Origin of the sequence: Pseudomonas sp. (assembly GCF_026224925.1) — a bacterium.
Classification (GTDB): domain Bacteria; phylum Pseudomonadota; class Gammaproteobacteria; order Pseudomonadales; family Pseudomonadaceae; genus Aquipseudomonas.
The window spans coordinates 1-12,832 of record NZ_JAMFRV010000482.1; the positions used below are offsets into that span (position 1 = coordinate 1).

Sequence of the window (12,832 nt, forward strand, 5' to 3'; positions counted from 1 at the left end):
CAAATCCAGATCGATGCAGTCGATGGTGCCTGTTTCGTATAAGGCTTCGGAAGCCTCTTTGATCCGGCGTACTTTGACCTTGCCGCCCACAATAGTGTTGGCCTGTTCCAGGCGACGGGCATCGCCGATCACCAGCGGACGGCATTGCTGGTAGACGGTGTCGTGGGTCAGGCTTTTGACAATGATTTCCGGACCGACGCCTGTGGCGTCGCCCATGGTGATGCCAATAATCGGGAGGTAGTTACTCATGATGTGCTCGAGCCCTTGGATTCATAGACGTGCGATTGGTGTGCGTTAACATCAACCGGTTCAACGGCGTTGCGCAGGTGCAACCACGCCGCATACAGCGCGTGATCGGTGCCAAAAGCGCCCGCCTTGGTAATGACACCTGGACAATGTCCATGCCGGGAGTTGATCGGGCGACCGAACGCAACTCCTGCTTCAATTTCGGTCAACAGTTGCAGGCTGCCAATGCCCACCGCGCTCAACATCGCTCGTGCGGTTTCGCCGCCCGTCGCAATCAACCCGCCGACCTTGGCGAAGTGCGGCTCAACCAACTCGGCGAGCATCGTCGACAGCTGCGCGCCTTCGAGAGGATCGAATGCCAGGTCACGGCCAATGCGCAATAACAGGTCCGCGCGATCAAGTGCTTGACCAATGCGGGCTTGCCAACTCTTCCAGTCTGCATGACTCGGACCTTGGCGCAGCAGCGCAGGCGGCACGGTCAACTCGCTGACGCCGCCACGCTCCTTGAGCATCGCGCACTGGCGTCCAGACACGTCAGAAAGACTGCCAACTAGAATCAGGTTTGCGACCGGGGATGGTTCGGCTGGGTATTGTTCGCCAGTAACACTGGACCCTGGCTGGAAAAAGTCAGGCAGTTTAGCGATCTCTCGCGCCAAGCCTCCGGAACCGACCCAGAACAGCGGCAGGTCCAGGTGTGCAGTGACTTGCGCAAGTTGCCTAAGGTCTTCAGCAGTGTGCGCATCGACAATCAGCGCCTGGACCCCACCGTCAGCGACCGCCAGAATATGCCGAGCCAGCGCGTCGCTGTTGCCGCGCAGGGTTTCAATTCCCAACTGAGCGGTACGCAACCCAGCGGCAACCAGCATGGCATCAACGTCGGCCGGGCGATCGAAATTTTCCAGTTTCCAGGTGTCAGTGCTTTCCAGCGGTTCACCGTTTACCAGTACGCGACCGTTATGCAATGTGCGCCCGGTGGCAGGAAATGCCGGGGCGACAATCGCGAGTCCGGCCATGCGTTGCAGGGCTGCAACTTCTGCCGCCCAGTTGCCACGCAGCGTCGAATCTATCTTCTTGTATAACCGCTGCCCAGGTTTGCTTAGCGCGTTGAATGCCGCAGTGGTATGCGCCGCAGCCTGGCTGGGCGATAGACGACGGGTGTCGGTGTCGGCAGCAATCACTTGAGCATCAGCGACGGGACTCAGCGGGTCAAGTGTGACCACCGTGTGCAGACCGGCGCTGGCAAAACCAATCGCACAATCTGCCGCCCCGGACAGGTCATCGGCAATGATCAACATTGTCATTGAATAACCTCGCGCTCGGGCAGTAGTTGCTTCTGCTTTTTCGCCTGTTGTCGTTCGTGATAACGCTTGGCTACCGTGGCCGTGAGGATCGGCGACAAAATCGCCGTCACCACCACGCACGACGCGACTAGCAAGGTCGCACTTTTTGCGGCCTCGGCATAGATCGGGTTTGCCGCCGCAATCAGCGCAGGGACGGCTGCGGCATTCCCCGCGGTGTTTGCCGCGGCCACTCCCGCAACCCCAGTACCGCCAGTAAACCGGTCGGCAAAGTACAGCGGAATACCGGTGACTATCACCACCGCAACCCCCATGCCGATGCCAAGCAAACCGGCCTGCCAGACGTTATGCAAATCAAGGCTTGCACCCAATGCCAAGGCGAAAAACGGAATCATCACCGGCACTGCCTTGGCCAAGAAATCACGCATCTCGCGGTCGAGGTTACCCAGCAACATGCCGATCAGCAGCGGCAGGATGCTGCCCAATAGGGTCGGCCACGGGAACGCCGCAAGGCCAGCGACGCCCAAGGTGACCATGGTCAGGAAAGGACCCGATTCCAGTGACATGACGGTATAGGCGCCGACGTCTTCCGAACGACCGTATTGGCCCATCAGCGCCATGTACAGGCCGCCGTTGGTGTCGTTCATCGCGGCAACAATCGCCAACGTCGAAATGCCGGCGAAGAAACCGGACGAGATCGGTTGCTCACCGAGAAAGTGCCCAAATACGATGCCCATAAGGATTGCCGCGCCCACTTTAGTGGCGAACAACGCTCCGCCTTTCTTCAGCAGATAAGGGGTGGCTTTGACATCAATACTGGCACCCATGCACACGTAAAACACTGCAAGGATCGGCAGTGCACCCGTGAACAAGGCGTTGGTGAACGAGCCGAAGAATTTTGGCATGTCCGGCATAAACGTAGCGACCAACGAACCGATGAGCAGCGGAACAATCATCATCCCGCCGGGGACACGTTCAATGGTGCGTTTGATAGGAATTTGGGCCACGCGGTGCTCCTTATAATTATTAGGTCAGGCAAGACACGTCGAATGATTGACTTGATCAATTCACTGATTGATTCAGTCAAATAATCCTACTCCACTCACCAATACTGCGCAAACCAATCAGACAAAATGCTCGTTTCAATCATTTTAACGAATCTGAATGGTCGCGTGATGGTTGAAGGGCATCATTACAGCGTCCCTAACTGCTTTTCTCAGGAGCCCCCATGAATTCGGATGATCTTGGCCTGTTTGCGCAGGTTGCCAGCAGCGGCAGCATTTCCCGCGCCGCGATGGAACTGGGTGCCGATCAATCCACCGTGAGCCGACGTATCGGTTTGCTGGAAGCGGAATTGGGCGTGAGGTTGTTCCACCGCAGCGGGCGCGGTGTCAGCCTGACCGAACGTGGTCAGCAATTGTTGGTGTACGCCAATGCCGTGACACAAACCCTCAACGAAGCGCACCAAGGCATGCGCGACAGTGCCGAACAAGGCCCGGCACGATTGTGCATCGCCGCGCAACCGACCATCGCTCGCATTCTGTTTGGCAGCCTTGGGCATGCACTGAAAGCACGCTATCCGCTGACCCAAGTACGGTTTATCGAAGGGCTGGCAAGCCAGGTGTTGGGGCGGTTAAGCGACGGCGAAGTAGACATTGCCATCCTGTACCTGCCAGAACATCCCGGTGCATTGCAGTTCGATCTGTTGCTTAGCGAAGAGATCCACTTGATCACACCGATTGACTACCCATTGCAGGGTGACTCGGTTTCAGTTCGGGATTTAGGCGATATTCCGTTAATCCTGCCCAGTACTCATCACGGCTTGCGAGTGATGGTGGAAACCTTGGCGGCACGTTATGGGTTTTCGCCGAACATCGCGTTGGAGTGCGACGGTTCGATTTCAATCACCAAGCGTTTGGTGCTGGCCAATTGCGGCTGCACAGTGCTGCCGTCCGCGGCCGTGATCGAAGAAGTGGCAGCGGGCAGACTGAAGAGTTTCAGGTTGGAGAATCCGGAAATTCGTCGCAACGTCGCCATGGTCTGGCCAAAAAACCGCGTCAGTCCGGATGGGTTGTGGGCGGTCACACAGATCATTCGTCAGCGTACGGCGGAGCTGGTTAGCCGAGGGGATTGGCCGGATGCGGTGTTGCATGTGGCGGGTGACTCCCTGTAGGACAACTTGCTGGCGAGACGCTTGATGTGGTCAACCTCACACACCGCCTCGCCAACAAGTTGGCTCTTACAGAGACCGCCGAACCTAGCCCTTAGCCTTTAACTAACTCACCGTCCCGCAAACGCCACAGTTCCAGCGGATTGGCATCTTTCAATGAAGGTGCGAGCAACTGGTCAGGGACGTTCTGGTAGCACACTGGGCGCAAGAAACGCTCAATGGCCGCGGCGCCCACCGACGTGGTGCGGTTATCCGAAGTGGCCGGGGATGGACCACCGTGGACCATCGCATAGCTGACTTCGACTCCGGTCGGGAAATCGTTGAACAGAATGCGCCCGGCTTTACGTTCCAGCGCCGGCATCAATTCTGCTGCCTGGGCATAGTCCGCTTCGTCCAATTGCAACGTAGCGGTCAACTGCCCGTCCAGGCGCGATGCGACCTTGCGCATGTCGGCGAAATCACGGCAAACGATCACCAGCGAACTTGGGCCGAAGTTTTCGTCTTCCAGCGATCGGTTGGCCAGGAAGGTTTGCGAATCGGTACGGAACAGCGCTGGCTGCGCTTCATACAGCCCTTTCGGCGCCAGACCTTCAGCGACTGGCTGCACGTGCGCACTGTCACGCAACCGCTGCAAACCCTTGCAGTAAGCGCCGTGAATACCGGGCGTGAGCATGGTGGTCGGAGCGCGCGTGGCCAATTCGTTGGCCGCAACTTTCAGGAAGTTTTCCAGTGCCTCACCTTCCACCGCGATCAGCAGGCCGGGGTTGGTGCAGAACTGTCCGGCGCCCATCACCAGAGAATCGACAAAGCTTTTAGCAATGGCCGGACCACGGGCCTGCAAGGCTGCCGGCATCAGAAACACTGGGTTGACGCTGCTCATCTCGGCATACACCGGGATCGGCACCGCACGGGCTTGTGCGCTGCGCAGCAAGGCCAAACCGCCTTGGCGCGACCCGGTGAAACCCACTGCCTGAATCGCCGGATGGCTGACCAATGCCTGGCCGATATCATTACCGGTACCCAGCACCAGGGAGAACACGCCTTCTGGCATGCCGGTGCTGTGGGCGGCTTTTTGAATCACGCGGGCGACCAGCTCGGAGGTGCCCAGGTGCGCATTGTGCGCCTTGACCACCACCGGCGAACCGGCGGCCAGTGCCGAGGCGGTATCGCCGCCAGCCACCGAAAATGCCAACGGGAAGTTGCTGGAGCCAAACACGGCGACCGGGCCCACAGAAATGCGGCGTTGTCGCAGGTCGGCACGGGGCAGCGGCGTCCGCTGTGGCAAGGCACTGTCGATGACTGCGCCGTGCCAGCGACCGTCACGCAACACGGTAGCGAACAGGCGCAATTGCGTCACGGTGCGCATGCGTTCGCCTTCAAGACGCGGCTTGGGCAAGCCACTTTCCAGATGAGCACGTTCAGTCAGGGTATCGCCAAGATCAATCAGGCCTTGGGCAATGGCTTCCAGAAAAGCGGCGCGCTTGACGTCAGACGTCTGCCGATAAGCATCAAACGCCGACTCGGCCAGTTCACACGCTTGCTCGATATCGCTTGCCTGAGCGGCACCGAACGCCGGTTCCAGTCGCTCGCCGGTAACAGCGGCGAGTGCGTATACGTCCTCGCCCTGCCCTTTGACGGCCCGTTGGCCAATGATCATTTCACCTGAGATCTGCATGATGGATCCTTGATAGAGAAAGCTATTCAGTCCAGACGCGCCTGTGGCGAGATCTGCCGTGAGTCCGTACGTAACTCAATCAATGCGGGAACGCCAGCTTGCTGCGCACGCTGGAAAGCAGCGGGGAAATCCTCGGTTCGCTCAACCAATTCACCATGAGCCCCGAAGGCTTTGGCAAAGCTGACGAAGTCCGGGTTGACCAGGTCGGTCGCTGACACCCGGCCTGGATATTCGCGTTCCTGGTGCATACGGATGGTCCCCAGCATACCGTTGTTGACCACAATCACCACCAGTGGCGCGCCAAATTGTACGGCGGTGGCCAACTCCTGAGGGTACATCATGAAGCAACCGTCGCCAGCGAAGCAGACCACAGTGCGCGTGGGACATTGCAGTTTTGCGGCAACAGCAGCAGGAAAACCGTAGCCCATGGCGCCATTAGTAGGTGCCAGCTCAGTTCCCGGCCGACGGTAACGGTAAAACCGGTGAACCCATACCGTGTAGTTACCGGCGCCGTTGGTGATCACCGCGTCGTCAGGCAACACGTCGTTTAAATGCGCGACCACTTGCGCCATGTCCACACCGACCAATTGTGGGTGCGGCGGCATCGGCGTCGAGTGCTGCACATAATCCGCCCGGGCGGCTTCGGTCCAGTCCTTCCAAGGGTGCTCGACCAGCGGCGCCATGTGTTCCAAGGCATGGGCAAAGCCGCGTAATGAAGACAAAATTGGCAACCGCGCCTGGTACACCCGGCCCAACTCTTGCGGATCAGGATGCACATGCACCATGGGCTGCGTCGGCACCGGGCTTTTAACCAAGGTGTAGCCGTTAGACACGGTTTCACTGAGGCGCGAGCCGATTACCAGGAGTAAATCGCTGGTCTTCAAACGCTCAGCCAGCTTGGGCGATACCCCTAGGCCCAGCATGCCGACGTAATGCGGATCGCGGTTATCAAACAAATCCTGACGGCGAAACGACGCAGCGACCGGCAAATGGTTGGCGGTCACAAAACGCTTTATTGCCTGGCAGGCGTCATCGTCCCAAGCCGTTCCCCCCAGCACCACCAGCGGTTGCTTAGCCTGTGCCAATAATCCACGCAACTCGTCCAAAGCTGCCGGGTCCGGTACCGCATGGGCAATCCGTACCGGCGGTGCATCGACGCATATCCCCGTGCCGAACAGCACTTCTTCCGGCAGACCGATCACCACCGGTCCAGGACGTCCGGAAAGTGCGATGTTGAAGGCCTTGGCGATGATTTCCGGTATCCGCTCAAGGCTGTCAATCTCGGTCACCCATTTCGCCAGTCCGCCGAACATTTGCCGGTAATCGACTTCCTGAAATGCCTCGCGCCCCTTAAAGCTGCTTTCGATCTGACCAATGAACAGAATCATCGGGGTCGAATCCTGTTTGGCCGTGTGCACACCGTTGCTGGCGTGGGTGGCGCCAGGGCCACGAGTGACGAAGCAGATCCCCGGTTGACCGGTCAACTTGCCGTAAGCATCGGCCATGTTCGAGGCCGCGCCCTCATGGCGGGTGACGATGGTACGAATCGTCTGGGCATCGTGCAGCGCATCGAGCACCGGCAAGTAGCTTTCGCCGGGAACGCAGTAAACGGTATCGACCGCATTACGCAACAAAGCTTCAACGAGGATTTGCCCACCGTTGCGTGGTTGAGTGACTTCAGACATGGACTTCAAGCTCCTTGTTACGGGTTTCTGGCAAGACTAACGCGACCGCAAACACCAACAGGTATGAGCAAGCGGCCCAAATACCGATGGACACCGCGAGGCCGATTGAGCCGCTGGTCATGCCAACGCCAGCCGGGACCAACGCGCCCACGCCCCGACCAAAATTGTAGGAAAAACCACCGGCAGTGCCACGAACTTGTGTGGGAAACAGCTCGGTAAAACACGCCCCCATGCCGGAAACGATCCCCGACTGGAACAAACCGAGTGGAAAGCCCAACAGCAGCAACACGCTCATAGGCAGATGGAATTGGGTATAGGCCAGGACGGTCAAGGTTGCACCGGCAGCGGACAAGGCGAAGGTCTTGCGCCGACCAATGCCATCGCTCAGATACGCCATGCCGACGTAGCCGCAAAATGAGCCGAAAATATTCACCGCCAAGTACAGCGAGGTCATGCTTACGGTCAGCCCTTGGGTTTCACGTAAATACGTGACCAGCCAAGTCAGGATCGTGTAGTTGCCGCCTAACGCGCCCGCCGCCATCAGCGAGGCCATGACCGTCATCGGTAAAATGGAGGGTGAAAAGATCAGCGCGAAGGTCTTCAATGGGCTGGTTTTCACGCGGTATTTGGCGGCGGCTTCAAACGCTTCGGATTCGCTGATATTGCGGCGCATCCACACCACCAACAGACCGGGCAAAATCCCGAGCAGAAACAGCACACGCCAGGCTTCCGTTTCCGGCAAAAGGGTGAAGGTGACCCAATAAGCCAAAGCCGCCAGGGCATAGCCCACCGGCCAGCCGGCTTGTACCGAACCGACCGCACGACCGCGAATGTGCTTGTCGACCACTTCGCCGATCAACACCGCACCGGCCGCCCATTCGCCACCGAACCCCAGGCCCTGCAGGCTACGGGTCAGCAACAACTGATGGAACGAATCGGTGAACGCCGACAGTCCGGTAAACAGTGAAAACCAGAGGATCGCCAGTTTTAATACTTTGACCCGACCGATACGGTCAGCCAGTACACCGGCGATCACGCCACCGATGGCCGAAGAAATCAACGCCGAGGTGCCGATGATGCCGGCTTCGCCCTTGGTCATGCCCCACACCCCAAGCAACGTGGGGATGACAAAAGCAAAGAGTTGAACGTCCATTGCGTCGAGCGCCCATCCGAGGAAGCACGCCCAGAAGGTGCGACGCTGATTAGGCGCCATGCTGTGGTACCAGGACTGCATAGGGTTGTTCTCCATTACGCTGCTGCGCTTGTTATTTTTTATAAGTCAGGAAGATGCCGCCCATCCAAGAGCGGCTGAGTCGAGTATGTGAGAAAGCGCGCCTACGCCGAAGGGCGCGGTGTGCATAGCAGGTAGGGAGGGATTGCGGGGGCTGCGGGGATTCAACCGAACGTTCTGAGATATTGAGATATAAGGAGCGGCGGACTTTCGTAAAACGGGGTGCTGACGGGTCCGCCGAGGTGCGGCCCGCGGTTTTTTTAACCGCTGCCTGGGTCAGGACTCTTCTTGCAGCTTCGCACCCCACGTCCGCAGTGCCTTCAGCACTGGACCTGCCTCTCGTCCTTTTTCCGTCAACACGTATTCGAGGCGTGGCGGATGCTGCTCATACAAACGCCGCTCGATCAGGCCGTGGCCTTCCAGGGCTTTCAACCGCGCAGACAAGGTGCTCGGCGCACAGCCCTTGAGTGACTCCTGGAAGTCTTGAAAACGCCGGGACGGGTTGTTCATCAAATCCCGAAGAATAAGCGCCGTCCAGCGCTCGCCGATCACGTCGAGTGCGCGGGCCACAGGGCAATTGGAGTACAAGTAGGGACTGGACATGCGGCGAGTTTAACAAAGCGCCCGATTGACGCCTAGACGGTATCTTTTATATAGTTACTTTCTTTTTGATAGTTACTAATTTCGAGCCGTTGTCACTCGAAACGACTGACCAGACCCGAGGCGCCTCATGACTCACCCCGTAAGTGTTGGTACGCCTCAACGGGTGGCCGCAGCGGATGCTTCGACCTCTACTGCTGAACCCGTTGACGAACTACCCGCCTCGAACGCCGGTACCCTAAATCACTTGCTCCACGGGCCTATTTTGCCGACGCTGATCCGCCTGGCCCTGCCCACAGTGGCGGTGCTGCTGATGACCACCGTGTTAAGTGTTGCGGAAACTTATTTCGTCAGTTCGCTGGGCATGAACGCCATCGCTGCCGCTTCATTGGTAGTGCCGATCATGATGTTAATGACCATGGTCGCCAGTGGCGGCATCGGTGGCGGCGTGTCTTCTTCCATTGCCAGAGCACGTGGCGCTGGTAGCCACGATGCAGCTGAAAGTCTGGTTTGGCATGCGCTGGTCATTGGGGTCGGCGCAGGTGCGTTGTTTACCTTGGCGGTCCGGCTGGCGGGGCGCTGGATGTACAGCTTGATGGGCGGCAGCGGCGAATCGCTCGAACTGGCAATTGTCTATTCGAACATTCTGTTTGCCGGGGCCATTCCTTTCTGGATCTTGATGCTGATGCAGTCGGCCCTCAGAGGCGCCGGTAACGTAAAAATACCCGCACTGATCATGTCCGGCGGTGTGGTGCTGGGGCTGATCTTGTCGCCGGGTTTCATTACTGGCTGGTTTGGTTTGCCGCGTTTGGGCGTGGCCGGTGCCGGCGTGGCTCAAGTGCTGTGCAACATTGTTTCATTGGCAGTAGTCATTGCGTACATGCGTTCGACCCGCTCCAATCTGCACTTGCGTCCCCACCCACTGCGTCGCGAACATTTCAGCGCGATTCTCGGCATCGGTTTGATCTCAACGATCAATGCGTTTATGGCCACCCTTTCGATTACTGCGCTGACCACGGCCGCAGGGGTATTTGGCGTGGCAGCCATTGCCGGTTACGGCATTGCCTCGCGGCTGGACATGTTGTTGATCCCGGTGATGTTCGGATTCGGCACCGCCGCGATTACGTTAGTGGGCACCAACATCGGCGCAGGTAATATTCCTCGCGCGCGACGTGTGGCGCTGGTTAATGCGTTGTTCGTCGCCGCATTGATTGAGGTCGTGGGTTTGCTGGTGGGTTTGGTGCCGAATGTATGGCTCGGGCTGTTCACCGACGATCCCGATGTGTTGGCGGTAGGTGGGCACTATCTTCGCTTAATCGCCCCGCTGTACGGCTTTATCGCAATCAATGCCGAGCTGTTTTTTGCCGGGCAAGCGGCACGTCGGGTGGGCTGGCCGTTGACCGCCGGAGCCATTCGCTTCGTTTTCGCGGTGGCTGCCGGCATGTCGGTGGTGATCGGCCATGCAAGCCTTGAAACGGCGTTCCTGCTGGTCGCCCTGGGCGCGGTGGCCTCAGGCTTGATCAGTCTGTTTGGTTTCTGGCGCGTCCGTTGGGGCGAAGAAGCTGCGCCGTTGAAACCCTAGGCCGGCACGCCGAGGATGATATGCGAAGCTTTGATTACGGCAGTGGCGCTGACGCCCGGTGCCAGCCCCAGATCGACCACGGCTTGCCGGGTGACAATGGCATAAACCTGGCTGCCGCCGTCCAACTGAATCACCACCTCTGCGTTTACCGCGCCGTCAGTGACGCTGGTGACTTTGCCTTCCAGGCAGTTACGCGCTGACAGACGGATGTCGCTGGACTCGGTCATCAGCATCACCCACGGCGCTTTGATCAGCGCAATAGCCTCTTTGCCGACCGCAATGCCGAGGTTTTTCAGGCTTTCCATGGTCACCACTGCGACCAACTGATTGCCGCCCGGAAGCGCCAAGACTACCTCGGCGTTGACCGCACCTTCCTGAACCTGGCTGACCGTTCCTTTGAATACATTACGGGCGCTGACTTTCATAATCGTGAATCCTTATGGGTTAAGCGTTCTGAACAGGAGCGCATCGTTGGTTGAGCCGCTATGTCATTTCAACCATAGCGGTTTAACTTCAGTGCGCTGCGCTACACCAATAAATCTTCAAAAAAAGCGCCATACGGTTTGCTCGGATGGGCGATCTGAATTTCCAAAATCCACAGCCCTGGTCCAGGCGAGGTTTCAAAATCGCCGAGATTGCCACCCCGATAGATCGCGTGGGGAAAGTCACTGACGCGATGCCCCTTGATATCCAGGTTCAACGTCCAACCCATCTCAGCTGCCTGCTCTTGGGCGTAGGTATAAAGCGCTTGCCCTGCGCTATGGTGAATTTTCCAGTGCTGCTCAACCCGCGTAAATAGGGTTTTCGCTGCGGCTGCACACGCAATCATTTCAGGGTCGTTGCCGGTCGTGAACGTATCACCGGCATCGCCTTCGTGCCCTTGCCAGACCGCGCCCATGTCGATGAAGAAAATATCATTTTCGCCCAACACTGGATCACCGTCGGAGGGCTGTTTGAAGGTCTTCAGGGTGTTGGCACCGAACCGAATCAGCATCGGGTGCCAGATGCGTTGAGTGTCCAGCTCGTTAAGAATTTTTTTGCCCAGCTCGCGTGCTTCCGATTCGAGCATGCCGGGTTTGATCAATACGCTCATCTGCTCGATAGCCTGCCAAGTCATCTGCTGAGCGTGCTTCATGGATTGAATGTCGTAGAACTCACCAACGGCTTCTTTTGCACCTGCGGCTGTCATGTGTTGCACCCTGAAAATTGGCGAAAGATCACGAAGCTATAGCTACGAAGCTATAAGAGACCAACGCTATATTATTTTGAATACAGCGAACATCTAATTTCGGCTCGTGCTCGCCCTAGCACACCCTCTGCACTGGGCTACCCTGAAGTCACTTATGTCATAGAAGGTTCGCCCGCATGCTCATGGTTATTCGCACGTTGCGCATTGTGGGGTTGTTGGTGGTGGCCGCCGCTGTCCTCTATTTATTGGTTTGCTGCCTGTTGTGGGTGTTTCAGCGTTCGTTGATCTATTTCCCCCAGCCACGCGCGGTGGGCGGTGCGTCCACGGTGCTGGAACTGGTAAGACCTGATGCAAAAATAATGGTTTCGGTCCGACCCCACATAGGGCCCAACGCGATGATTTATCTGGGGGGTAACGCCGAGGATGTTTCGCTGAACCTGTTGCCGTTTTCACAGGCGTTTCCCGATCAAGCGCTGTACCTGATGCACTACCGTAGTTTTGGCGGCAGCACGGGGTCGCCTTCTGAAGCGGCCATCACTGGGGACGCCGAAGCGTTGTTTGACACGGTTTACAAGGAGCATAGCCATGTAACAGTGGTGGGCAGAAGCCTCGGCACCGGCGTTGCCATCCACCTCGCCAGCGAGCGACCGGCCGCACGACTAGTATTGATAACACCCTATAACAGCCTGCTGCAGATCGGGATCGATAGGATGTCGCTGTTTCCGGTGAAATGGATGTTGCGCGATACCTATGAGTCGTGGCGCTATGCCCCGTTGATCAACGCCCCTACGCTTTTGATCGTGGCACAAAACGACGAGATCGTTCCTCGCGCCAGCACCGACGCGCTTTTCTCGCATTTCAAAAGCGGTGTCGCCACGATGAAAATCATCCCGGACAGCGGCCATAACACCCTATCCGACAGCCCGCTGTATTTGAAAATGCTGGGGGATGGGTTGTGATTTCCAAGCATCTGTAAGACCGAGTTCATTCGGTCTTACAGAGTGAAAATGGGTTTCAATCACCCAAGCCGAGCAAGAAATCCTGCACATACGGCACTACCGACATCCCCGCGTGGGCGGTATTGGGCACGATGTCCTGCTGCACACGAATGCCATGGGCCTGGAGATTGCGGGCCAGTGTGGCGTTGCGTTCGACC

Annotated in this window: 11 protein-coding genes and 1 pseudogene; 3 read left to right on the forward strand and 9 right to left on the reverse strand. The window is 57.9% G+C overall.

Features of this window, described 5'->3' with window-relative positions:
* From M0974_RS20680 to M0974_RS20690, 3 genes and pseudogenes are all read right to left on the reverse strand, one after another.
* A pseudogene (locus M0974_RS20680) lies at positions 1–249 on the reverse strand (4-hydroxythreonine-4-phosphate dehydrogenase PdxA); the annotation flags it as partial.
* Entirely contained in the window at positions 246–1,547 is a 1,302-nt protein-coding gene (locus M0974_RS20685) for a four-carbon acid sugar kinase family protein (protein WP_297841016.1), read from the reverse strand. The gene M0974_RS20685 and the pseudogene M0974_RS20680, both read right to left, overlap by 4 nt.
* Positions 1,544–2,551 (reverse strand): 2-keto-3-deoxygluconate permease, encoded by a 1,008-nt coding sequence (locus tag M0974_RS20690; protein ID WP_297841018.1) that lies wholly within the window; start codon positions 2,549–2,551, stop codon positions 1,544–1,546. Before M0974_RS20690 ends, M0974_RS20685 begins: the two co-directional genes overlap by 4 nt.
* 221 nt (positions 2,552–2,772) lie before the next feature.
* Between M0974_RS20690 and M0974_RS20695 the strand changes: the two genes are divergently transcribed.
* Positions 2,773–3,717 (forward strand): LysR family transcriptional regulator, encoded by a 945-nt coding sequence (locus tag M0974_RS20695; RefSeq protein ID WP_297841020.1) that lies wholly within the window; start codon positions 2,773–2,775, stop codon positions 3,715–3,717.
* 91 nt (positions 3,718–3,808) lie between these two features.
* On the opposite strand, the gene M0974_RS20700 is transcribed toward M0974_RS20695, so the two are convergent.
* From M0974_RS20700 to M0974_RS20715, 4 genes are all read right to left on the reverse strand, one after another.
* Complete coding sequence (locus tag M0974_RS20700; protein WP_297841021.1) at positions 3,809–5,389, reverse strand: aldehyde dehydrogenase (NADP(+)); 1,581 nt, start codon at positions 5,387–5,389, stop codon at positions 3,809–3,811.
* A gap of 26 nt (positions 5,390–5,415) precedes the next feature.
* Complete coding sequence (locus tag M0974_RS20705) at positions 5,416–7,074, reverse strand: thiamine pyrophosphate-binding protein (protein ID WP_297841023.1); 1,659 nt, start codon at positions 7,072–7,074, stop codon at positions 5,416–5,418.
* On the reverse strand, positions 7,067–8,308 hold the full coding sequence (locus M0974_RS20710) for an MFS transporter (RefSeq protein ID WP_297841025.1): 1,242 nt from the start codon (positions 8,306–8,308) through the stop codon (positions 7,067–7,069). Before M0974_RS20710 ends, M0974_RS20705 begins: the two co-directional genes overlap by 8 nt.
* A 273-nt stretch (positions 8,309–8,581) precedes the next feature.
* Positions 8,582–8,908 (reverse strand): helix-turn-helix domain-containing protein, encoded by a 327-nt coding sequence (locus tag M0974_RS20715; RefSeq protein ID WP_297841027.1) that lies wholly within the window; start codon positions 8,906–8,908, stop codon positions 8,582–8,584.
* A gap of 127 nt (positions 8,909–9,035) precedes the next feature.
* On the opposite strand from M0974_RS20715, the gene M0974_RS20720 reads away from it, so the two are divergent.
* A complete protein-coding gene (locus M0974_RS20720; RefSeq protein WP_297841031.1) occupies positions 9,036–10,487 on the forward strand; it encodes an MATE family efflux transporter in 1,452 nt (483 codons plus the stop codon).
* Here the strand turns inward: M0974_RS20720 and M0974_RS20725 are convergent.
* A complete protein-coding gene (locus M0974_RS20725; protein WP_297841034.1) occupies positions 10,484–10,912 on the reverse strand; it encodes a molybdopterin-binding protein in 429 nt (142 codons plus the stop codon). The two genes, M0974_RS20720 and M0974_RS20725, sit on opposite strands and share 4 nt — an antisense overlap.
* Before the next feature lie 101 nt (positions 10,913–11,013).
* Positions 11,014–11,676: a M24 family metallopeptidase gene (locus M0974_RS20730; protein ID WP_297841036.1), complete on the reverse strand. Its 663-nt coding sequence runs from the start codon at positions 11,674–11,676 to the stop codon at positions 11,014–11,016.
* Positions 11,677–11,852: 176 nt separating this feature from the next.
* Between M0974_RS20730 and M0974_RS20735 the strand changes: the two genes are divergently transcribed.
* The gene (locus M0974_RS20735; RefSeq protein ID WP_297841039.1) at positions 11,853–12,635 is read left to right on the forward strand and encodes an alpha/beta hydrolase; all 783 of its coding nucleotides are present in this window, start codon (positions 11,853–11,855) and stop codon (positions 12,633–12,635) included.
* Positions 12,636–12,832: the final 197 nt, after the last annotated feature.